Below are 22829 nucleotides of genomic sequence, written 5' to 3'. Positions count from 1 at the left end.
GTCTAGGCCATTGGCGGGGGTGGAGGCCAGTCATGCCTGAGCGCGGGGCAAGCCCATTCCCACGGTGGGACGGGCTTGTCCTGCGCAGGCTCGGTCAGGCCTGCTGTTCGGCCAGCTTGTCGGCCAGGCGCACGAAGGCGGCCAGGTCGAGCTGCTCGGGGCGCAGGCTGCCATCCACGCCAGCGGCCTCGATGGCCTGGCTGTCGAGCACGCCTTTGAGCGTGTTGCGCAGGGTCTTGCGGCGCTGGTTGAAGGCTTCGCGCACCACGTGCTCCAGCAGCTTGGGGTTCTTGGCCGGGTAGGGCAGCACTTCGTGGGGCACCAGGCGCACGATCGCCGAGTCCACCTTGGGTGGCGGGTTGAAGGCACCCGGGCCGACGTTGAACAGGTGCTCCACGCGGCAGTGGTACTGCACCATGATCGACAGGCGGCCCCAGTCGCCGCCGCCAGGGCCGGCGGCCATGCGTTCGACCACTTCCTTCTGCAGCATGAAATGCATGTCGCGGATCAGGTTGGCATGGGCCAGGAGGTGGAAGATCAGTGGCGTGGAGATGTTGTAGGGCAGGTTGCCCACCACCTTGAGGCTGCGCTCAGGCACGCCCAACTGGTTGAAGTCGAACTTCAGGGCATCGCCCTGGTGCAGACGGAAGTTGTCGCGCCCGGCGAACTTGTGTTGCAGGATCGGCACCAGGTCCTTGTCCAGTTCCACCACGTCCAGCTGAGCGCCGCTGCCCAGCAGGCCTTCGGTCAGGGCGCCCTGGCCCGGGCCGATCTCCAGCAGGTGTTCGCCGGCCTTGGCGTTGATCGCCCGCAGGATGCGGTCGATGATTCCGGCGTCATGCAGGAAATTCTGGCCGAAGCGCTTGCGCGCCCGGTGTTGGTATTGCTCGGTCATGGTCGGTTCTCGGCCATCTGGTAGGCGGTTTGCAGGGCGACGCGCAGGCTGCCGGTGTCGATCCGGCCGGTGCCGGCCAGGTCCAGGGCGGTGCCGTGGTCGACCGATGTGCGGATGATCGGCAGGCCCAGCGTCACGTTGACCGCGGCGCCGAAGCCCTTGTACTTGAGTACGGGCAGGCCTTGGTCGTGGTACATCGCCAGCACCGCGTCGCAGTGCTCCAGATATTTTGGGGTAAACAGGGTATCGGCCGGCAGCGGGCCGCGCAGGTCCATGCCTTCGGCACGCAGGCGCTGCAGCGCCGGCTCGATGATGTCGATTTCTTCGCGGCCCAGGTGGCCGCCTTCTCCGGCATGCGGGTTGAGCCCGCAGACCAGGATGCGTGGGTTGGCAATGCCGAACTTGTCGCGCATGTCCGCATGCAGGATGCGGGTGACGCGCTCCAGGCGGTCGCCGGTGATGGCCTCGGCGATGTCCCGCAGGGGCAGGTGGGTGGTCACCAGTGCCACGCGCAGCCCGTGGGTGGCCAGCATCATCACCACTTGCGTGGTGTGGGTGAGGTCGGCGAGGAACTCGGTATGCCCGGAGAAGGCGATACCGCTTTCGTTGATCACGCCCTTGTGCACCGGCGCGGTGATCATCCCGGCGAAGTGCCCGTCCAGGCAGCCTTGCCCGGCACGGGTCAGGGTTTCCAGGACGAATGCGGCGTTGGCCTTGTCCAGCTGCCCGGCTGTCACCGGGCGGGCCAGGGGGGTATCCCAGACATACAGGCTGCCGGCGGCAGCCGGTTGCTCAGGCCAGGCGGTCGGTACAACCGTGATCAGCTTGACGTCCAGGCCCAGCTGCGTGGCCCGCTCGGCGAGCAGGTCACGGCTGGTGATGGCAATCAGGGGGTGGGGCTGGGCCTCGGCGGCGAGCAGCAGGCACAGGTCGGGACCGATGCCGGCTGGCTCGCCGGGGGTGACGGCGAAGCGCAGGGGTTTCACTGGGCGACCTGGTCGGCGCCAGGCAGCTTGATTTCAACGTAGGCTTCGTCGCGGATCTGGCGCAGCCAGTTCTGCAGCTCTTCGTCGTACTTGCGGTTGCGCAGGACGTTCATGGCCTGCTGCTCGCGAGCCTGTTCGGTGCTGTCGGTGGCGCGGCGGCCCAGCACTTCCAGCACATGCCAGCCGTACTGGGTCTTGAACGGCTTGGTCACCACGCCTTGCTCGGCGTTGGCCATCTGCTCGCGGAACTCAGGTACCAGGCTGTTCGGGTCGACCCAGTTGAGATCGCCGCCGTTGAGCGCCGAACCCGGGTCTTCCGAGAAGCTCTTCGCCAGCTCGGCGAAGTTTTCACCGTTCTGGATCCGGTCGTACAGGCGCTCGGCCAGTTGCTCGGTGGCGGCTTCGCTGCGGATTTCGCTCGGTTTGATCAGGATGTGACGTACATGCACTTCGTCGCGCAGCACGCTCTGGCTCCCGCCGCGCTTCTCTTCCAGCTTCAGGATGATGAAGCCGTTGGGAATGCGGATCGGCTGGGTGATGTCGCCGACCGCCATGCTGCTGAGCATCTTGGCGAAGTCTGGTGGCAGCTGGCCTGCCTGGCGCCAGCCCATCTCACCGCCTTCCAGGGCGTTTTCACTGCGCGAGCGAGCGATGGCCATCTGGCCAAAGTCCGCGCCTTGTCTGAGCTGCTGGTAGACATCGCCTACCTGGCGCGCGGCGGCCTGGATGGCCTCCGAGTTGGCGCCTTCGGGGGTCGGGATGAGGATGTTGGCCAGGCGGTACTCTTCGGACATCTGCATCTTGCCCAGGTCCGAGTTGAGGAAGTTCTTCACTTCCTGCTCGGACACCTGGATACGCTCGGCGACGCGGCGCTGACGTACGCGGCTGATGATCATCTCGCGCTTGATCTGCTCGCGGGCATCGTCGTACGACAGGCCGTCATGGGCCAGGGCGGCGCGGAACTGTTCCAGCGACATGCCATTGCGCTGGGCAATGGTGCCGACGGCCTGGTTCAGCTCTTCGTCGGTGATGCGGATGCCAGAGCGCTCGCCGATCTGCAGTTGCAGGTTCTCGACGATCAGGCGTTCCAGCACTTGCTGTTCCAGCGCACTGGTGGGCGGCACGCCGCCGCCACGCTTGGCGATGGTCTGCTGCACTTCGCGAACGCGCTGGTCCAGCTGGCTCTGCATGACCACGTCGTTGTCGACGGTGGCCACGATGCGGTCGATGGGTTGTACCGCGGCATGCACCGCGCCACTCAGCATTGCGGCGCCCAGCATCAGCGGGCGCAGACGATCAATAAGCTTGCTCTTCACGGGTACGGTAACCTTGAATGCCTTGGTCCAGGAACGATTCGACCTTGTTGCCGACTACACCACCGAGCCCTTTGAGCACGATCTGCAGGAAGATACCGTGGTCGCCCTTCTCGTTGTTCGGGACGGCCTGGCTGAAGTCGTCGTAGTCGATCCAGTAGCGGTTGATCAGGCGCAGCTTCCAGCAGCAGTTGTCGTACTCGAAGCCGCCCATCGCTTCCAGGGTGCGATTACGGTTGTAGTCATGCTGCCAACGAGCGATGACGCTCCACTGCGGCACGATCGGCCAGATGACCGAGAAGTCGTGCTGTTGGATTTTGTAGTAATCCTTGATGTAGTTCGGATCGCCCGGAGTGCCATAGTCACCACCCCCGACTTTCCAGAGACCGGTCGCCGAGTCGTAGGTGATCAGGTCGTTGCGGTAGCGGTAGCCGAGGTTGACGACCTTGTTCGGATTGTCTTCAGGCTGATAGTGGAACATCGCGCTACCCGAGCGGGTGCTGCGGCTGTCCGGATCCCAGTTGAAGTCCGAGTTGAAGCGCCAGTCGCGGTTGAAGGCGTATTCGTATTCCAGCGCGTACGGTGAGACATCAGACTTGCTGTCGTCGCGGGTACGATAGTCGATGCCTGGCAGCTGTACCTTGCGATCCTTGAAGTAGAACGCCTGGCCGATGCTGAAGCGCTGGCGTTGGAAGCCGTTGTCCTCGATCCAGCGGTTGGTTACGCCCAGCGAAAGCTTGTTCTCGTCGCCGATGCGGTCGGTACCGCTGAAGCGGTTGTCGCGGAACAGCGAGGAGTAGCTGAAGGTGTTCTCGCCTGTGTCGAACAGCGGGATATCCTTCTGATCCTTGTACGGAACATAGAGGTAGAACAGGCGCGGCTCGAGAGTCTGACGGTAATTGGTACCGAACAGCTGGGTGTTGCGATCGAAGTACAGGCCGCTGTCTACGCTGAAGATCGGGATGTCGCGGTTAAGCGAGCTGCTGTAGCTGCCATAGGCCGGGTTCGCTGACTGTGCAATCGCCTGGGCCTTGCCCTGACTGTCCAGATCCAGATCGTAATTGGTATAGACATACTTCAGCTTGGGCGTGACGAAGCCATAGCTGGCTTGCATTGGCAGGCTGATGGCGGGAGCGAAGTTCAGGCGGGTACCGTTGGCGCGAGCGATACCGGAAACGTTTTCATCCAGGCGACGGCCGGGAATACCACCTGCAGAAGTGTCCGGGTTACCGTCTTTGTCCAGTACGAAATCGTTCTTCAGGTCACGGTCGAAGCGTACGGCCTCGGTTTCGTAGCTCAGATCGAAACCGCCCGGGTGGAACGGCAACATGCCATTGAAGGTAATCTGCGGCAGTTTGTCGTATGGCGTGATCTGCGAGATGGTTCCCATCTCGTAGGCATGCACATTCAAGCGCGCGGTGTAGCTGTCACCCCGGTAGGTCAATGCGCCCTGCTGGTTCAGGACGTCACGGCCTTGTACGCCGATCTGATCGGTCTCCAGGTCCTGGAAGTAGAACGGATCGCTGATGTCGGTGTAGTCCACCTCGGTCATCAGGCGCTCGTCCAGACCACCCTTGTGCTGCCAGTTGACCATCCAGCGGTCTTTCTTGTAGTCCGTCTGTTTCTTGCGGTCGTCGTCCTGATCGCTCAGGAAGCCGCCGCCGAACTGCCCTTCGCTCGACTTGGTCAGGTAGCGGAACTCGCCTTCCATCAACATGCCGCGCTTGGCCATGTAGCGCGGGTACAACGTGGCGTCGTAGTTAGGCGCCAGGTTGAAGTAATACGGCGTGACCAGCATGAAGCCGGTGTCGCTGCTGGAGCTGAACGACGGCGGCAGGAAACCGGACTGGCGACGGTCGTCGATCGGGAAGTAGATGTACGGTGTGTAGAACACCGGGAAATCCTTGACCCGCAGCGTCACGTTGGTCGCGGTACCGAAGCCGGTGGCTGGGTTCAAGGTGATGTTGTTGCCCTTGAGCTGCCACGCGTTGCTGCCCGGCTCACAGGTGGTATAGGTACCGTCCTTGAGGCGGATGATGGCGTTTTCCGCACGCTTGGCGTACAGCGCGTTGCCGCGGATGTGCGACTTGTGCATCACGTATTCGGCGTTGTCGACCCGGGCCTCGCCGGTATCGAGCTGGATCTGCGCCTCGTCACCAACCACCAGCGAGCCGTTGTCGCGGATCTTGACGTTGCCCTTGAGCTCGCCGCGGTTTTCGGCCTGGTACAGGTTGGCCTCGTCGGCCTCGGCCTGCATGCTGCCCTGGCGCATGACCACGTCACCGGCGAGGGTGGCGATCTGCTGCTCCTGCTGGTACTTGGAGACCTTGGCGTTGATGTAGGTCGGCGACTCGTCCTTGGGCGTGGAGTCGTTCATGCCCGGGCGAGTCGGCTCGATGTAGGCGCCGCCGCAGTACGGGCCGGTCTCGGCCAGTTGCGCGGCAGTGAGCTTCTCGCGCGGGACCCAGTCCAGATGGCTGTAGTCTTCGCTGCGCGACTTCAGGCCGCGGCCCTTGGCCTCGGTGACCAGCATCGGCTTTTCGGCCTCTGCCGCGGCGACTTCGCCGGGTGCCTCGGCACCCGCGCTGGCAGCGGCAGCGCCCGGGTGTACCGGGCGCGGAGGCAGGTTGGCAGCGGTCTTGGGCTTGCAGTCCCAGCCACCGGAAGCGGACACTTGGCAGTCGAACTGCTCGGCCGCCACCACGTACGACGTGGCCAGGGGTTGCAGGGCCAGCAAACCGCCAGTCACGAGCAACGGAAACTTTCTACGAAACGCGGGGGATTTCAATGCCATCTTATTAGTCCGGGCTTCCTGCGTGCCATCTGCCCGCGTGTGGGGGCCGCACGCCTCTCGATGGTCTGAAAAAGATGCTGGATAATAAAGCATGACCCGCTTGACGGCTAGGGCCGTCGGAGAACCCTTGTAATGCCCGATCACGATGTACGCCTGCAACAACTGACCGCCTGGCTTGCCGGGCAGCTGGAGAACCTCTTCCGTACCAATGCCTGGGGCGAAGTGCCCGCCGGCAGCCTGACCGCCGCCAGCAGCGATGCGAGTTTCCGCCGTTACTTCCGCTGGGAGGGCGCCGGGCACAGCTTCGTGATCATGGATGCGCCGCCGCCCCAGGAGAACTGCCGCCCGTTCGTCGACATCGACCATCTGCTGGCCACGGCGGGCGTGAACGTGCCGGTCATCCATGCCCAGGACCTGGAGCGCGGTTTCCTGCTGCTGGGGGATCTGGGCCGCCAGACATACCTGGACATCATTGATCAGGGCAATGCCGATGTCCTGTTCGCCGACGCCATCGATGCGTTGCTGGCGTTCCAGCGCTTGCCGATGGACGCGCCACTGCCCAGCTACGATGTCGCACTGCTGCGCCGCGAGGTCGAACTGTTCCCCGAGTGGTACGTGGGCCGCGCGCTTGGCCTGAGCTTCAGCGACGCGCAGCAGGCCACCTGGCAACGGCTCAGCCAGCTGCTGATCGACAGTGCCCTGGCCCAGCCCAAGGTGCTGGTGCACCGCGACTACATGCCGCGCAACCTGATGCACAGTGCGCCAAATCCAGGCGTGCTGGATTTCCAGGACGCAGTCTACGGCCCGGTCACCTACGACATCACCTGCCTGTTCAAGGACGCTTTCCTCAGCTGGCCCCAGGCCCGCGTCGAGGGCTGGTTGCATGATTACTGGCACAAGGCAAAGGCCGCCGGGATTCCGGTACAGGCTGACTTCGAAGCCTTCCAGCGTGCCAGCGACCTGATGGGGGTGCAGCGCCACCTCAAGGTGATCGGTATCTTCGCGCGCATCTGCCACCGCGACGGCAAGCCACGCTACCTGGCCGACGTGCCGCGTTTCTTTGCCTATATAGATGAGGTGATCAGCCGCCGGCCTGAGCTGGCAGAGCTGGGCCAGCTGATTGCCGAACTCCAGGCCGGGGCGCGTTCATGAAGGCGATGATCCTGGCGGCAGGCAAGGGCGAGCGCATGCGCCCGCTGACCCTGCACACGCCCAAGCCGCTGGTGCGAGCCGCTGGCAAGCCATTGATCGAGTACCACCTCGAGGCGCTGGCCCGTGCCGGTATTGGCGAGGTGGTCATCAACCACGCTTGGCTCGGCCAGCAGATCGAGGATCACCTGGGTGATGGCAGCCGCTTTGGCCTGGCGATCAGCTATTCGCCGGAGGGCGAGCCGCTGGAGACCGGTGGTGGGATCTTCAAGGCGCTGCCGCTGCTGGGGGATGCGCCGTTCATCCTGGTCAACGGCGATGTCTGGACCGACTACGACTTCGCCGGCCTGAATGCGCCGCTGCACGGCTTGGGGCATCTGGTGCTGGTGGACAACCCCGGCCACCACGGCCGTGGCGACTTCCGCCTGGCGGACGGGCAGGTGAGCGATGGCGATGACGCCCCGGGAACGCTGACTTTCAGTGGTATCTCTGTGCTGGACCCGGCGCTATTCGCAGGCTGTCAGCCCGGCGCGTTCAAACTGGCCCCCCTGTTGCGCAGCGCAATGGCCGAAGGGCGGGTGAGCGGCGAGCACTATGGCGGGCACTGGATCGATGTCGGCACCCTTGAGCGTCTGGCCGAAGTCGAGCGCCTGATCGGGGGGCGTGCCTGATATGTGGTGGCCGAGCACAGTGATTGGTGCCGGTGCCGGTTTCGCCGTGGCCAGCATCCCCGGTGCGTTGCTGGGGGCGCTGCTGGGCCAGGCCATGGATCGGCGCCTGCGGCTGCAGGGTTGGGAAGACGTGCGCGAGCGCCTGGGCGGGCGTCCGGCGCTGCGTGACGAAGAGTTGTTGTTCGTGTTGCTCGGCCGCTTGGCCAAGAGTGATGGCAGGGTTGTCGAGGGTCACATCCAGCAGGCGCGACAAGAGATGTCCCGTCTGGACCTGGCGGAACCTGCTCGGATGCGAGCGATTGCCGCGTTCAACCGCGGGAAGTCGGGCAAGGAGCGCCTGGGGCACTACCTGCGCCGTATCAGGGTGCAGCCCCACGGCGCCGAAGGTACCTTGCGCGCCTGTTGGCGCATGGTCTGGGCCGACGGCAAGGCCGGGCGGCAGGAACGCGACCTGTTGCTGGGCTGGGGCCAGCAACTGGGGCTCAGTCGCAACCAGGTGCAGGCCTTGTCGCTGGAGTATGAGCCGCGCCGGTCGTCGATCGAGGGCGGCGTCATGACCTATGCGGCGGCGCTGAGGTTGCTGGGGGTGGAACCGGACACCGAGGCCGACAGGGTCAAGCAGGCCTATCGACGATTGCTCAGCCGGCATCACCCGGACAAGCTGGTGGGCAGTGGCGCCAGCGAAGCGAAGGTGCGCGAGGCGACCGAGCTTACCCGTGAGTTGCATCAGGCCTATGCCATGATCCGCAAGCGGCGGGGCTTGTAACGCCATTGCGGGCAAGGCCGCGCCTGCCGGAGTAGGCAGGCGCGGTCATTCTTACTCTGCCTTCGGCGTCAGCCAGCCGCGTACCCGCCGCAACAGTTGTTCCTGCTCCGCCGCCTTGTTGCCAGGCACGGCCATCAGCGAAAGCTGTCGGTACAGGCTGCTCTTCTGCCGCTTGCTGGCCTGCAGGCGCTGCTGCGCCGCGAGCCGATCGGCTGTACGGGTGGCGTAGTAGAGGTCGGCGGTCGGCACCTTCAGGGTCGGCGTCAGACTCAGCAGGTCATGCTCTACTCGCGCGGGTGTCTGCGCGGCGACCATCACCAGTTTTTGCACCTGGGGCGGCTGCTTCTCGCTGAGATAACGCGCGGCCCAGTATGCGCCACTGCCGCTGCCCAGCAGCACGATGCTGCGTGCCTTCTGCTGCTGGGCATAGGCCACGGCGGCGTCGAGGCGGGCGAATATGCGCTCGGCGTCCCCCTCGCTGCTGTTTTCATCGGCTTCGACCGCGTCGGTGCTCTCGGCGGTATCCGCTTCCGGCGCGGTCGCCTGGGCGACGTTGGCGTTGGCATCGGCGGGCGTGTCCTTGGCCGGAGCCGACTCGCCATCCTCTTTTTTCGGTTCGGCTGCAGGCTTGGCCTCGACCCGCGCCTGTGGGCGCTCGGCCAGCAGGTCGGGCATGCTCAGGCTCAAGGTGCCCCAGCCGACATCGGGGAAACCACGGCGCAGCGGGCCAACGGTGGTCGGCCAGTCGGCGCTTTCGCCCGCGCCCGGGACAATGATCACCGCGCCTTGCGGATCGCTGTCGTTGGCCGGCTTCCACAGCGCCAGGAAGTTTTCACCATTGGCCTGCAAGGTCTGTTGTTCTGCCTTGGGTACCTGGCGCTCGAGGGCCAGTGCATCGTCCTGGCTACGCTCGAGCAGCGGTGGGCGCGGAGCGGGGGCGGCCGCCTCGGCGGGCGCTTCGGGTTTCTCGGCGTCGTCGGCCTGAGCCGCAAACGGCAGGGCCGAAGCCAGGCAGAACATTGCCAGCGTCGTGCGATAAAGTGTGAACATCGATCAATCCAAGGCCAGAATCATACCGGCAGCCTAATGGTATTTGCCCGCGACGGCCACGCCAGGTGGCCGTCATTGCCAAGACGAGCGTAGAGATGAAGCGAGTGCGTTGCCTGTGGGTTATCGGCTGGTTGTGTCTACCCTTGATCGCCCTGGGCAAGCCGCAGGCGCCGCCCGCCGTGGTGCTGGATCCAGCCCAGCAGCAATGGCTGGACGAACACCGCGGCTTGCGCGTCGGCCTGGTACTGCAGGCGCCCTATGCCCAGTTCGACCGCCGCCTGCAGCAATTCTACGGGGCCAACGTCGAACTGGTCGGCGCCCTGTCCGAGGCGTTGGGCCTGGATTTGACCTGGCGCGGCTTTGCCGACCAGGCCGCCCTTGAGCATGCCTTGCAGACGGGCGAGATCGATTTCGCCCCAGGCCTTATGCAAACGCCGACCAGCCTGCGGCTGTGGTTGTTCAGTGACCCTTACATGCGGGTGCCGCAATTGGTGGTAGGCATGCGCAGCGGCGCGGTAGCCGTGGAGCTGGAAAAGTTGAGCGGCAATGAACGCGTGGCGGTACGCATGCCCGGTACCTTGGCGGATTACCTGCGCGGCAACTACGGCAATCTGAACCTGCAGGGTGTACCCGACGAGCGCGAGGCCCTGCAGTTGGTGTTGGGCGGGCAGGCCAGCTTCGCCGTGCTGGACGAGGCGCAGCTCAGCCGGCTGTCGCGCGAAGGCGAGTTTGCCGACCTCGCGGTGGTGGGTGATATCGGTCTGCCGCAGTTGCTGCGGGTCGGCTCACGGCGCGATTGGCCAGTGCTGGCCGATATTCTTGAGCGTGCCTTGCAGGCCCTGCCGGCCAAGACCCTGGAGCAGATGCACCAGCGCTGGTTGCAGCCCAGGTATCCACGGTTCTCCGAGTCCGCCGGGTTCTGGCAGAATCTGGCCTTGCTGTTCGGCCTGCTGTTGCTGTGCGCCTTGGCCACCCTGGCCTGGCAGCGTCGTCAGCAGCGCGGCCTGGAGCGCGGGTTGCTGGCGGCCCGGGAGAGCCTGGTCGAGCGCCAGGTGCGTGAGGAGGCTTTGCGCCTGAGTCAGTTTTCCATCGACCAGAGCACGGTGGGCATTCTCTGGGTCAACTGGGACAGCCATGTGCGCTACGCCAACCATGCCGCCGAGCGCATGCTGGGCTTTGCCGAGGGGGCGCTGCTGGAACTGCCGCTGGTCGTTATCGAGCCGAACCTGAAGATGGACCGCTGGCTGGAGCTGTGGAAGCGAGCCCGTACCGGCGATGGCGGCGAGCAGCAGTTCGAAAGCCAGTGTCGGCGCGCCGACGGCAGCCTGTTCCCGGTCGAGTTGTCGCTGTCGTTCCTGCGTTTTCGCGATGCCGAGTACCTGGTGGTGTTCCTCGCCGACGTCACCGAGCGCCGGCGCGACCTGGCCGCGTTGCGCGAAAGCGAGGCGCGGCTCAAGGGGATCGCTGGCAACGTGCCGGGGCTGGTGTTCCGCCTGGAGCGCGATCCGGCCGAAGGCGACCCGGAATTTCCCTATATCAGCGAAGGCAGCGAGGCGCTGGTTGGCTACACCCCGGCGGCGATCCAGCACCCGCAGATGGGGCTGCGCAACCTGGTCCACCCGGAGGATCGCGCCGACTACCATCGGGTCCAGGACCTGGCCTTGGCCAGCGATCAGGACTGGTCCTGGCAGGGGCGTATCCTCACCCGCCAGGGCGAGCAGCGCTGGGCCGACATCAAGGCGACCACTCGCCGCCTGGCCGATGGGCGCATGGTGTGGGACGGCGTGGTCTGGGACATCACCCAAGGCAAGCAGGCCGAGCTGGCGCTGGCCGGGTCCCAGGAGCAATTGCGCGAGTTGTCGGCGCACCTGGAAAGCGTGCGCGAAGAGGAGAAGGCGCGGATTGCCCGGGAAGTCCACGACGAACTGGGGCAGATGCTCACGGTGCTCAAGCTTGAGGTGTCGATGTGCGAACTGGCGTTCGCCGAGCTGGATCCCGCCCTCAACGAGCGCCTGGCCAGCATGAAGCGCCTGATCGCCCAGTTGTTCCAGCTGGTACGCGACGTGGCAACAGCCCTGCGCCCGCCGATCCTCGACGCCGGCATCGCCTCGGCCATCGAGTGGCAGGCGCGGCGTTTCGAGGCACGCACGCAGATCCCCTGCCTGGTGCAGGTACCGGACAATCTGCCACCCTTGAGCGATGCCAAGGCCATCGGCCTGTTCCGTATCTTGCAGGAGGCGCTGACCAACGTCATGCGCCATGCCCAGGCGCACACGGTGCAGATCGAGCTGGTTCACGAGGCCGGGCAGTTGCGCATGACCGTGATAGACGACGGCGTGGGGTTTGCCATGGAGGCGGCACGGCCGACTTCGTTCGGCCTGGTGGGTGTGCGTGAGCGGGTGCTGATGCACGGTGGCAGCATGAGCCTGGACAGCGAGCCGGGCGAGGGCACCAGCCTGAGCGTGGCGATTCCTTTGAAGCAGGAGAAACAATCGTGATTCGAGTGCTGGTGGCGGAAGACCACACCATCGTCCGGGAGGGCATCAAGCAATTGATCGGCCTGGCCAAGGACATGCAGGTGGCAGGCGAGGCGGGCAATGGCGAGCAGTTGCTGGAGACCCTGCGCCACACGCCCTGCGAGGTGGTGCTGCTGGATATCTCCATGCCTGGGGTGAATGGCCTGGAGGCGATCCCGCGGATCCGCGCGCTGAACAATCCGCCGGCGATCCTGATGCTGTCGATGCATGACGAGGCGCAGATGGCGGCGCGGGCACTCAAGGCCGGTGCGGCGGGCTATGCGACCAAGGACAGCGACCCGGCGCTGTTGCTCACGGCCATCCGCCGGGTGGCGGGGGGAGGGCGCTACATCGACCCGGCCCTGGCCGACCGCATGGTGTTCGAGGTGGGCCTGACCGAAACCCGGCCGCTGCACACGCTGCTGTCGGAGCGCGAATTCTCGGTGTTCGAGCGCCTGGCCCAGGGCGCCAACGTCAACGACATCGCCCTGCAGCTGGCGCTGTCGAGCAAGACCATCAGCACCCACAAGGCGCGGCTGATGCAGAAGCTCAAGGTCAACTCGCTGGCGGAGCTGGTGAAGTACGCCATGGAGCACAAGTTGGTGTGAGTGTTCTGGTTACGACAATGGCTTTTACGCGATCTCAGCGTAGGAGCGGCTTTAGCCGCGATGCAAGCGCCGCTGTCTCAGACACCCGCTTCGCGGGCGATCGCGGCTAAAGCAGCTCCGGCAAAGCTCGAGTTACCTGAAAACGCCATCCTTGTAGGGCGATCCCTACAAGAAGTCTTCCATCCGGATGATGGCATTCTCTCAGCGCCCCCGATTTCCGGGGCTTTGCGCGTCTTCTACGCTTTTGCCTACGCAGTCATTCCAACAAGAAGGTGCAGGGCATGAGCGAGGCGAATTCGAACGAGACGCTGGTCAGCTTCCGAGGTGTGCAGAAGAGCTACGACGGCGAATCGCTGATCGTCAAGGACCTCAACCTGGACATCCGCAAGGGCGAGTTCCTGACCCTGCTCGGCCCTTCCGGTTCGGGCAAGACCACCAGCCTGATGATGCTGGCAGGTTTCGAGACCCCTACCGCCGGTGAGATCCAGCTGGCCGGGCGCTCGATCAACAATGTGCCGCCGCACAAGCGCGATATCGGCATGGTGTTCCAGAACTACGCACTGTTCCCGCACATGACCGTGGCCGAGAACCTGGCCTTCCCGTTGACCGTGCGCAACCTCAGCAAGACCGACGTCAGCGAGCGGGTCAAGCGCGTACTCGGCATGGTCCAGCTCGATGCCTTCGCCAAGCGCTATCCCGGCCAGCTTTCCGGTGGCCAGCAGCAGCGCGTGGCGCTGGCCCGCGCCCTGGTGTTCGAGCCGCAACTGGTGCTGATGGACGAGCCGCTCGGCGCCCTCGACAAACAGCTGCGTGAACACATGCAGATGGAGATCAAGCATATCCACCAGCGCCTGGGCGTGACCGTGGTCTACGTGACCCACGACCAGGGCGAAGCGCTGACCATGTCCGACCGGGTGGCGGTGTTCCATCAGGGCGAGATCCAGCAGATCGCCGACCCGCGCACCCTTTACGAAGAGCCTTGCAACACCTTCGTCGCCAACTTCATCGGTGAGAACAACCGCATCAACGGCACCCTGCTGGCCAGTGACGGTAATCGTTGCCAGGTGCAACTGGCCCGTGGCGAGCGGGTCGATGCGCTGGCGGTCAACGTTGGCCAGGCCGGTGACCCGGTGACCCTGTCGATCCGCCCCGAGCGGGTACGCCTGAACGGCCACAGCGAGAACTGCGTCAACCGCTTCTCCGGTCGTGTCGCCGAGTTCATCTACCTCGGCGACCACGTGCGGGTGCGCCTGGAGGTCTGTGGCAAGGCCGATTTCTTCGTCAAGCAGCCGATCGCCGAGCTCGACCCGGCCCTGGCTGTGGGCGACGTGGTACCGCTGGGCTGGGAGGTGGAGCACGCCCGCGCGCTCGATCCGATTGCCGAGGCCCATTGATGGATTGCTTCACCAACCCTGAACTGTGGAGAGAATAATAATGCGCAAGCAGTTGAAACTGACCGCCCTGGCCCTTGGCCTGTTCGCCGCCGGCCAGGCCATGGCGGCCGACCTGACCGTGATTTCCTTCGGCGGCGCCAACAAGGCGGCCCAGACCAAGGCGTTCTACGAACCATGGGAAAAGGCGGGCAAGGGCAAGATCGTCGCCGGTGAGTACAACGGCGAGATGGCCAAGGTCAAAGCCATGGTCGACACCAAGAGCGTCAGCTGGAACCTGGTCGAGGTCGAGTCGCCGGAGTTGGCCCGGGGTTGCGATGAAGGCATGTTCGAAGAGCTTGATCCCGCACTGTTCGGTAATGAAGGCGACTTCGTGCCCGGCGCCATTCAGCCGTGCGGCGTGGGCTTCTTCGTCTGGTCCACGGTGCTGGCCTACAACGCCGACAAACTCAAGAGCGCGCCTGCCAGCTGGGCCGACTTCTGGGACACCAAGAAATTCCCGGGCAAGCGCGGCCTGCGCAAGGGCGCCAAGTACACCCTCGAATTCGCCCTGATGGCTGACGGCGTCGCACCCAAAGAGGTGTACAAGGTGCTGGCGACCAAGGAAGGCCAGGACCGCGCCTTCAAGAAGCTCGACGAACTCAAGCCGAGCATCCAGTGGTGGGAAGCCGGCGCCCAGCCGCCGCAGTACCTGGCCTCGGGTGACGTGGTCATGAGCTCGGCCTACAACGGTCGTATCGCCGCGGTGCAGAAGGAAAGCAATCTCAAGGTCGTATGGAACGGCGGCATCTACGACTTCGATGCCTGGGCCATCCCGAAAGGCGCCAAGGATGCGGAGGAGGCGAAGAAATTCATCGCCTACACCGTCCAGCCCGAGCAGCAGAAGACCTACTCCGAGAACATCGCCTACGGCCCGGCCAACAGCAAGGCGGTAGAGCTGCTGTCGGCCGAGGTGAAGAAGGACATGCCGACCACGCCCGAGAACATTGCCAACCAGGTGCAGATCGACGTGGCCTTCTGGGCCGACAACAGCGAACAGCTGGAGCAACGCTTCAACGCCTGGGCGGCTAAGAAGTAAACCATCTGGAGCCTTCATCGCCGGCAAGCCGGCTCCCATAAAACCTGTGCAGTACTTGTGGGAGCCGGCTTGCCGGCGATGGGCTGCGTAGCAGCCCCAATTTCAGCCTGTATCGCGGAGTTCGCCATGGCCATTGCAGTGCCCCTCAACGAAGGCGCGGGTAAAAGCCTCAAGCAGCGCCTCAAGCATGCCGAGCGGGTCAACCGCTGGAAGGCCCAGGCGTTGATCGCGCCGCTGGCGCTGTTCCTCCTGTTGGTGTTCCTGGTGCCGATCGCGGCGCTGTTGTACAAGAGCGTCGGCAACCCCGAGGTGGTCGCCGGCCTGCCGCGCACCGTCGAGGCAGTGGCGCAGTGGGATGGCAAGAGCCTGCCGGGCGAGGAGGTCTACAAGGCCCTGAGCCAGGACCTGGCCGAGTCTCGCAAGAACCAGACCCTGGGCGACCTTTCCAAACGCCTGAACATGGAGCTGGCCGGCTACCGCAGCCTGTTGGCCAAGACCGCGCGGGCGCTGCCGTTCAAGGCCGAGCCTGTCTCCTATAAAGAAGCCTTGCAGACGCTCGACGAGCGTTGGGGCGATCCTGCCTACTGGCAGGCGATCCGTCGCAACACCAGCAGTGTCACGCCGTTCTACCTGCTGGCCGCGCTGGACCACCGTATCGACGACCTGGGTGAATTGGCCAAGGCCACCCCCGACCAGGCCATCTACCTGGACATCTTCGCTCGCACCCTGTGGATGGGTGTGGTGATCACCGTGATCTGTCTGTTGCTGGCCTATCCCCTGGCGTACCTGCTGGCCAACCTGCCGACCCGGCAGAGCAACCTGCTGATGATCCTGGTGCTGCTGCCGTTCTGGACCTCCATCCTGGTGCGGGTGGCGGCCTGGATCGTGCTGTTGCAGTCAGGCGGGCTGATCAACAGTGCGCTGATGGCCATGGGCATCATCGATCAGCCGCTGGAGCTGGTGTTCAACCGTACCGGCGTGTACATCTCCATGGTGCACATCCTGTTGCCGTTCATGATCCTGCCGCTGTACAGCGTGATGAAAGGCATCTCGCCCAGCTACATGCGGGCGGCGATCTCCCTCGGCTGCCATCCGTTCGCCAGTTTCTGGCGGGTGTACTTCCCGCAGACCTACGCCGGTGTCGGCGCCGGCTGCCTGCTGGTGTTCATCCTCGCCATCGGCTACTACATCACCCCGGCGCTGCTGGGCAGCCCGAACGACCAGATGGTCAGCTACTTCGTTGCCTTCTACACCAACACCAGCATCAACTGGGGCATGGCCACCGCCCTGGGCGGGCTGTTGCTGCTGGCCACCGTGCTGCTGTACCTGATCTATAGCTGGCTGGTCGGCGCCAGCCGCCTGCGCCTGAGCTGAGGAGCCTTGTCATGCTGAGCCCTTACATGTCGCCCGTGGAGCGGGTGTGGTTCTACAGCCTGCGCATCCTGTGCGGCCTGATCCTGCTGTTCCTGGTGTTGCCGGTGCTGGTAATCATCCCGTTGTCGTTCAACAGCGGGAGCTTCCTGGTCTATCCCCTGCAAGGCTTCTCGTTGCACTGGTACCAGGACTTCTTCGCCTCCGCCGAATGGATGCGCGCCCTGAAGAACAGCATCATCGTTGCCCCGGCAGCCACGCTGCTGGCCATGGTGTTCGGCACCCTGGCGGCCATCGGCCTGACCCGTGGCGACTTCCCCGGCAAGTCGCTGGTGATGGCGCTGGTGATCTCGCCGATGGTGGTGCCGGTTGTGATCATTGGCGTGGCCAGCTACCTGTTCTTCGCGCCGTTGGGCATGGGTAACAGCTTCACCTCGCTGATCCTGGTGCATGCGGTGCTGGGTGTGCCGTTCGTGATCATCACCGTGTCGGCTACGCTGCAGGGGTTCAACTACAACCTGGTGCGCGCGGCGGCGAGCCTTGGGGCCTCGCCTCTGCTGGCCTTTCGTCGGGTGACCCTGCCGTTGATCGCCCCCGGGGTGATCTCCGGCGCGCTGTTCGCCTTCGCCACGTCGTTCGATGAGGTGGTGGTGACCCTGTTCCTTGCCGGGCCTGGGCAGGCGACCCTGCCACGGCAGATGTTCAGTGGCATCCGCGAAAACCTGAGCCCGACCATCGCCGCGGCGGCCACCTTGTTGATCGCCTTCTCGGTGATTCTGCTGCTGACCCTGGAGTGGTTGCGCGGGCGCAGTGAGAAACTGAGGACCCAGCAGCCAGGTTGAATCTTCGACGCGGGTGACGTGGGAGCGGCGATGCGGCGACCCGACTTGCCCCGCGATGGCATATCGAATTCACGATCGCAATCGCGGGGCAAGCCTGCTCCCACGCCATCCGTTCGACCATCTGCCGCGCCGGCGTTGATACCAATCAGCCCCGATCCGCTTCCCTGAGTTACAATGCGCGCCACCGTGATTCTGCCCAACAGGTGCGCCATGCAGCCCTACGCTATTGCCCCCTCCATTCTGTCCGCCGACTTCGCCCGCCTGGGCGAGGACGTCGACAAGGTCCTGGCCGCCGGGGCCGACATCGTCCACTTCGATGTCATGGACAACCACTACGTGCCCAACCTGACCATCGGTCCGATGGTCTGCAGTGCCCTGCGCAAGTACGGCGTGACCGCACCCATCGACGTGCACCTGATGGTCAGCCCGGTCGACCGTATCATCGGTGACTTCATCGAGGCCGGCGCCACCTACATCACCTTCCACCCGGAAGCCTCGCAGCACATCGACCGTTCGCTGCAACTCATCAAGGACGGCGGCTGCAAGGCTGGCCTGGTGTTCAACCCGGCCACCAGCCTGGATGCGCTGAAGTACGTGATGGACAAGATCGACATGGTCCTGCTGATGAGCGTCAACCCAGGCTTCGGCGGCCAGAAGTTCATCCCCGGCACCCTCGACAAGCTGCGCGAAGCCCGTGCCCTGATCGACGCCAGCGGTCGTGACATCCGCCTGGAGATCGACGGTGGCGTGAACGTCAACAACATCCGCGAGATCACCGCTGCCGGCGCTGACACCTTCGTCGCCGGCTCGGCAATCTTCAATGCCCCGGACTACAAGGAAGTCATCGACAAGATGCGTGCCGAAATGGCGCTGGCACGCGCATGAGCGGCTTCGAGCAGCTGTTCCCGGGGACACTGCCCAGGCTGGTGATGTTCGATCTGGATGGCACCCTGATCGATTCGGTACCCGACCTGGCCGCAGCCGTCGACCGCACGCTGCTCGAACTCGGGCGACCGCCTGCTGGCCTTGAGGCCGTGCGCCACTGGGTGGGTAACGGCGCCCAGGTGCTGGTGCGCCGGGCCCTGGCCGGTGGTATCGACCACGCCGCGGTGGACGACGAGCTGGCCGAGCGCGCGCTGGCGCTGTTCATGGAGGCCTATGCCGACAACCATGAACTCACCGTGGTCTACCCCGGCGTGCGCGACACCCTGCGCTGGTTGCGCAAGCAGGGTGTGGAGATGGCGCTGATCACCAACAAGCCCGAACGCTTCGTTGCCCCCTTGCTCGACCAGATGAAGATCGGGCGCTACTTCCGCTGGATCATCGGCGGCGACACCCTGCCACAGAAGAAACCTGACCCTGCAGCGCTGCTGTTTGTGATGAAAATGGCCGGCGTCAGCGCCGAGCAGGCGCTGTTCGTCGGCGACTCGCGCAGCGACGTGCTGGCCGCCAAGGCCGCGGGGGTGCAGTGCGTCGGCCTGAGCTATGGCTACAACCATGGCCGCCCCATCGACGAGGAGTCACCCAGCCTGGTGCTCAGCGACCTGCGCCTGCTGCTGCCCGGTTGCTTAGTCACCGACACTGGGATAACGTTGGCGGACCTTCAAGCCCCGCAAAGCAGAGACAACGACGTGGTGGTTACTGGCAAATTCTGGATGAAAGTCATCAAGGCCCTGGCCCGCTGGCGCTGGCGCGCCTGACTCCCGCCCGCCGGCGCCTGCCGGTACATCCATTTGCCCGCCCCCATTGCTGCTTGCCCCGAGGCTACACATGACCCGCGAAGAATTCCTGCGCCTGGCCGCTGCCGGCTACAACCGCATCCCCCTGGCCTGCGAAACCCTGGCTGACTTCGACACGCCGCTGTCGATCTACCTGAAACTGGCTGACCAGCCCAACTCCTACCTGCTCGAGTCCGTGCAAGGTGGCGAGAAATGGGGCCGCTACTCGATGATCGGCCTGCCGTCGCGCACCGTCATGCGTGTGCATGGCTACCATGTGACCATCCTGCAGGATGGCGTCGAGGTGGAAAGCCACGACGTCGAAGACCCGCTGGCTTTCGTCGAGGCGTTCAAGGACCGTTACAAGGTCGCCGACATCCCAGGCTTGCCGCGCTTCAATGGTGGCCTGGTCGGTTACTTCGGCTACGACTGCGTGCGCTACGTGGAAAAACGCCTGGGCGCCTGCCCGAACCCCGATCCGCTGGGCGTGCCGGATATCCTGCTGATGGTCTCCGACGCGGTGGTGGTGTTCGACAACCTGGCCGGCAAGATGCATGCGATCGTGCTGGTCGATCCAGCCGAAGAACAAGCGTTCGAGCAGGGCCAGGCCCGCCTGCAAGGTTTGCTGGACACCCTCCGCCAGCCGATCACCCCGCGCCGCGGCCTGGACTTGAGCGGGCCGCAGGCGGCCGAGCCCGAGTTCCGTTCCAGCTACACCCGTGACGACTACGAAAGCGCGGTGGGCCGGATCAAGGAATACATCCTGGCCGGTGACTGCATGCAGGTGGTGCCGTCCCAGCGCATGTCCATCGACTTCAAGGCCGCGCCCATCGACCTTTACCGGGCGCTGCGTTGCTTCAACCCGACGCCGTACATGTACTTCTTCAATTTCGGTGACTTCCATGTGGTCGGCAGCTCGCCCGAGGTGCTGGTGCGGGTGGAAGACAACCTGGTGACCGTGCGCCCGATCGCCGGTACCCGCCCACGTGGCGCCACCGAAGAAGCCGACCGCGCGCTTGAAGACGACCTGCTGTCGGACGACAAGGAAATCGCTGAGCACCTGATGCTGATCGACCTGGGCCGCAACGACGTGGGCCGTGTATCGTCCACCGGCAGTGTGCGCCTGACCGAGAAGATGGTGATCGAGCGTTACTCGAACGTCATGCATATCGTGTCCAACGTCACTGGTCAGCTGCGGGAAGGCCTGACCGCCATGGACGCACTGCGGGCGATCCTGCCGGCCGGTACCCTGTCGGGCGCGCCGAAGATCCGTGCGATGGAAATCATCGACGAGCTCGAACCGGTCAAGCGTGGTGTCTACGGTGGCGCGGTGGGCTATTTTGCCTGGAACGGCAACATGGATACCGCCATCGCCATCCGCACCGCGGTGATCAAGGACGGCGAACTGCATGTGCAGGCCGGTGGCGGCATTGTCGCCGACTCGGTGCCGGCGCTGGAGTGGGAAGAGACCATCAACAAGCGCCGGGCGATGTTCCGTGCGGTGGCGCTGGCCGAGCAGACCTGCTCCAAGTAGGTTGATCGGGGCCGCAACGCGGCCCCGACAAATCAGAAGTCCAGACTCAACGCCACGCTCACCCCCTGCTGGCGCAACTCATCACTTTTGCGCCAGTTGTAGTTCCCCCGCAGGTTCAACCCCGGCACCAGTTCATGGCTCACCCCCAGGCTGGCCCGCGTCAGGTTGCTGTGCGGTGTATAGCCGGTGAGGGTGAAGTCGTTTGCCGGCAGGCTGGTCAGGTGCATGCGCAGGTTCTGCTGGTCATCCTCGAACTCATGCTCGCGGGCCACCTCGGCAAACAGCTTTGTCGTCGGCAGCACTTGCACGCTACCCAGCAGGCCGGCTCCGAGCCGGCGCGACGTACGTTCCTGGTCGTCGAAACCGAGCGCCGTGGAGCGGCCGCTCTTCTCGTCGTAGCCATCGACCTTGACCCGCGCATAGTCGGCACTGATGAACGGCGCCAGTTGCCAGTGGCTGCTCTCGGGCGCCAGGTTGTAGCCCACCCGGCCGGTGACGGCCCAGGCCTCGCCATCGGTGTCGCCTTTCTCGCTGCGGTCGTTCACACCCAGGGCGAAGGTGCGCTTGAGGTCGCGGTAATCCAGGTGCCCGGCGGTCAATGCCGCATCAGCCCACCAGCGATCCTGGCGGAACTGGGCGAAGGCGCTGGCCAGGTAGCTGTCGAGCTTGTAGTCCGAGTCATCCTGGCCCGCCTCGAGCTTTTGCCGGTACACACCGGCCGCCAGCCCCACGCGCCAGGCGTCGTCGAGCCGGTAGCTGCCGCCGAGGGTCAGGTTGTAGCCGCGCCCGTCACCACTGGCGGCGCTGCGCTGGCTGCCGAAGTCCAGGTCCTGGCCGCCGGTGGCGACGAAAGCCTGCCATTGACCGATGGCCTGCCAGGGTGTTTGCCACTGGTTGCGCAGTTCATCCTGGTGGGCGCGGATACTGGCGTGGGCGATTTCCGGGAGCAGGGTCAGCTCCCACGGCGCGGCCAGGATCGAATAGGCATAGTCGGCGATCAGTTGCTGGCCGGCGATGGTCGGGTGCACCGAGTCGTTGAACAGCAGCCGGGTCGGGTCCGGGGTAGTACCATTCAGCCCATAGACCGGATTGCCCACGCAGCCGTCGCCGCTGTAGCAGGTGCCGACCAGGTTCTGGTCGGCGGCCAGGCCGAACTGGGCGGGGCTGGTGAGGGCCTCCTGCAGCAGGGTGGGGATGTTGAGCGGAATGATCTCGGCATCGATCTGCCCGAGCTGGCTGACCAATGACTGGTTGAACACGCCGGACAGCTGCGACAGCGGTCCTTGCTGGGGCGTGCCGCTGAAGTTCGGTGTCTGTCCCAGGTCTGGCAGCAGCCAGACCATGATGTAGCGCGCTCCGCCCTGTTGCAGCGCCTGGGCGCTGGCCGCCAGGCGGGCGCCAGCTGCGGCTGCGGTAGCGGGGCTGTTGACCAGGCCCTGGAGGAAGTCGTTGCCGCCACCGGTCAGGTAGTACAGGGCATTGGGGTCGGCGCGCAGGCCGTTGGCCAGGTAACCGTCACGCTCGCGCAGGACCGCCCCCGCGCCAGGGCGCCCGGGCGGGATGACGGCTTTTGAAGTGTCGGTGATCGAGTCGAGGATCTGCTGGGTGGTGTAGCCGCCCACGGCCCAGTTGTTGCCGTCGGGCGTGCCTTGCAACTGGTTGCTGAGTGATGTCGATGGTCCCAGGGCAGTTCCCGAAAAGCCCAGCCTGCCCCCCAGGATCATCGGCGAGACGGGCGCGTAGTTGCCATCGGCATCGCGGTTGGTGAAACGCATGCCTGGCGTGCCGCCGGTCAGGTCGGGAAACTGCCCGGCATCACTGAGGCTGTCGCCAAAGACGATGAGCGATGAATAAGGGGAGGGGCCGGCCATCGCCTGGCTGCAAGCCAGGGCGAGGATGCCGAGGGCGGAGTACAGGAAGGGAGTCTTGCGCATGCATGAATATCCTTTTCGTTGTTTTTATCGAAGCAAGCCGCATGACCTTAGCAAATCGCCGGTCTTCGCCCACCATCGCATTGGTTTCCCAGTGTTTACGGGCGTATTGCGCCCGTCGCCCCGGTAGGCTACTGTGCCCTGACGTATGAACGAGACCTACCCCGTGTTGATCGTCAGCAAACTCTTGATGCGCGTTATCAAGGCCGTCGCCCG

At 64.7% G+C, this 22829-nt stretch carries 18 protein-coding genes; 12 read left to right on the top strand and 6 right to left on the bottom strand.

Going from position 1 to position 22829, the window contains the following annotated elements:
• Nucleotides 1-94 precede the first annotated feature (94 nt).
• Genes rsmA through CCOS191_RS24820 form a run of 4 tightly spaced genes read right to left on the bottom strand, consistent with a single transcriptional unit; the run spans nt 95 to nt 5988 of the window.
• Nucleotides 95-895 (bottom strand): 16S rRNA (adenine(1518)-N(6)/adenine(1519)-N(6))-dimethyltransferase RsmA, encoded by an 801-nt coding sequence (gene rsmA, locus CCOS191_RS24835; protein WP_046857378.1) that lies wholly within the window; start codon nt 893-895, stop codon nt 95-97.
• Nucleotides 892-1881, bottom strand: a complete 990-nt coding sequence (pdxA, locus tag CCOS191_RS24830; protein ID WP_046857377.1) for a 4-hydroxythreonine-4-phosphate dehydrogenase PdxA — start codon at nt 1879-1881, stop codon at nt 892-894. The genes rsmA and pdxA overlap by 4 nt, the downstream gene beginning before the upstream one ends.
• Nucleotides 1878-3197, bottom strand: a complete 1320-nt coding sequence (locus tag CCOS191_RS24825; protein ID WP_046857376.1) for a peptidylprolyl isomerase — start codon at nt 3195-3197, stop codon at nt 1878-1880. Before CCOS191_RS24825 ends, pdxA begins: the two co-directional genes overlap by 4 nt.
• Nucleotides 3178-5988, bottom strand: a complete 2811-nt coding sequence (locus tag CCOS191_RS24820) for an LPS-assembly protein LptD (RefSeq protein ID WP_046857375.1) — start codon at nt 5986-5988, stop codon at nt 3178-3180. The genes CCOS191_RS24825 and CCOS191_RS24820 overlap by 20 nt, the downstream gene beginning before the upstream one ends.
• Nucleotides 5989-6120: 132 nt before the next feature.
• Here CCOS191_RS24820 and CCOS191_RS24815 point away from each other — a divergent pair, with 132 nt between their 5' ends.
• From CCOS191_RS24815 to CCOS191_RS24805, 3 genes are read left to right on the top strand one after another with little or no spacing between them, the layout of a single operon-like run.
• Nucleotides 6121-7140, top strand: a complete 1020-nt coding sequence (locus CCOS191_RS24815) for an aminoglycoside phosphotransferase family protein (protein ID WP_046857374.1) — start codon at nt 6121-6123, stop codon at nt 7138-7140.
• The gene (gene murU, locus CCOS191_RS24810) at nt 7137-7808 is read left to right on the top strand and encodes an N-acetylmuramate alpha-1-phosphate uridylyltransferase MurU (RefSeq protein ID WP_046857373.1); all 672 of its coding nucleotides are present in this window, start codon (nt 7137-7139) and stop codon (nt 7806-7808) included. The genes CCOS191_RS24815 and murU overlap by 4 nt, the downstream gene beginning before the upstream one ends.
• A gap of 1 nt (nt 7809) precedes the next feature.
• The gene (locus CCOS191_RS24805) at nt 7810-8574 is read left to right on the top strand and encodes a TerB family tellurite resistance protein (RefSeq protein ID WP_038707236.1); all 765 of its coding nucleotides are present in this window, start codon (nt 7810-7812) and stop codon (nt 8572-8574) included.
• 51 nt (nt 8575-8625) lie between these two features.
• Here CCOS191_RS24805 and CCOS191_RS24800 read toward each other — a convergent pair whose 3' ends face one another.
• A complete protein-coding gene (locus CCOS191_RS24800; protein ID WP_046857372.1) occupies nt 8626-9624 on the bottom strand; it encodes an alpha/beta hydrolase family protein in 999 nt (332 codons plus the stop codon).
• Between the two features lie 95 nt (nt 9625-9719).
• Here CCOS191_RS24800 and CCOS191_RS24795 point away from each other — a divergent pair, with 95 nt between their 5' ends.
• The 9 genes from CCOS191_RS24795 to trpE all read left to right on the top strand — a co-directional run bounded on the left by CCOS191_RS24795 (nt 9720) and on the right by trpE (nt 20682).
• Nucleotides 9720-12122 carry a PAS domain-containing sensor histidine kinase gene (locus CCOS191_RS24795; protein WP_046857371.1) on the top strand — a complete coding sequence of 801 codons (2403 nt, stop codon included), beginning with the start codon at nt 9720-9722 and terminating at the stop codon, nt 12120-12122.
• Nucleotides 12116-12748, top strand: coding sequence for a response regulator (locus CCOS191_RS24790; RefSeq protein ID WP_172670942.1), 633 nt, complete (start codon nt 12116-12118; stop codon nt 12746-12748). Before CCOS191_RS24795 ends, CCOS191_RS24790 begins: the two co-directional genes overlap by 7 nt.
• A 281-nt stretch (nt 12749-13029) precedes the next feature.
• Complete coding sequence (locus tag CCOS191_RS24785; protein WP_046857370.1) at nt 13030-14142, top strand: ABC transporter ATP-binding protein; 1113 nt, start codon at nt 13030-13032, stop codon at nt 14140-14142.
• Between the two features lie 40 nt (nt 14143-14182).
• Nucleotides 14183-15217: an ABC transporter substrate-binding protein gene (locus CCOS191_RS24780; RefSeq protein ID WP_046857369.1), complete on the top strand. Its 1035-nt coding sequence runs from the start codon at nt 14183-14185 to the stop codon at nt 15215-15217.
• A 126-nt stretch (nt 15218-15343) separates the two neighbouring features.
• Nucleotides 15344-16591 (top strand): ABC transporter permease, encoded by a 1248-nt coding sequence (locus tag CCOS191_RS24775; RefSeq protein ID WP_046857368.1) that lies wholly within the window; start codon nt 15344-15346, stop codon nt 16589-16591.
• A gap of 11 nt (nt 16592-16602) precedes the next feature.
• A complete protein-coding gene (locus tag CCOS191_RS24770; RefSeq protein WP_046857367.1) occupies nt 16603-17430 on the top strand; it encodes an ABC transporter permease in 828 nt (275 codons plus the stop codon).
• Nucleotides 17431-17640: 210 nt separating this feature from the next.
• Complete coding sequence (rpe, locus tag CCOS191_RS24765) at nt 17641-18315, top strand: ribulose-phosphate 3-epimerase (RefSeq protein ID WP_031315131.1); 675 nt, start codon at nt 17641-17643, stop codon at nt 18313-18315.
• On the top strand, nt 18312-19130 hold the full coding sequence (locus CCOS191_RS24760) for a phosphoglycolate phosphatase (protein WP_023630656.1): 819 nt from the start codon (nt 18312-18314) through the stop codon (nt 19128-19130). Before rpe ends, CCOS191_RS24760 begins: the two co-directional genes overlap by 4 nt.
• Before the next feature lie 70 nt (nt 19131-19200).
• On the top strand, nt 19201-20682 hold the full coding sequence (trpE, locus tag CCOS191_RS24755) for an anthranilate synthase component I (RefSeq protein WP_046857366.1): 1482 nt from the start codon (nt 19201-19203) through the stop codon (nt 20680-20682).
• A gap of 32 nt (nt 20683-20714) precedes the next feature.
• Here trpE and estP read toward each other — a convergent pair whose 3' ends face one another.
• A complete protein-coding gene (gene estP, locus CCOS191_RS24750) occupies nt 20715-22616 on the bottom strand; it encodes an esterase EstP (RefSeq protein ID WP_046857365.1) in 1902 nt (633 codons plus the stop codon).
• Nucleotides 22617-22829 lie beyond the last annotated feature (213 nt).

Source organism: Pseudomonas sp. CCOS 191, from assembly GCF_001007005.1.
In the GTDB taxonomy this organism is placed as follows: domain Bacteria; phylum Pseudomonadota; class Gammaproteobacteria; order Pseudomonadales; family Pseudomonadaceae; genus Aquipseudomonas; species Aquipseudomonas soli.
The sequence above is the reverse complement of the archived record's forward strand: the minus strand, read 5'-3'. Positions and strand labels throughout refer to the sequence as shown.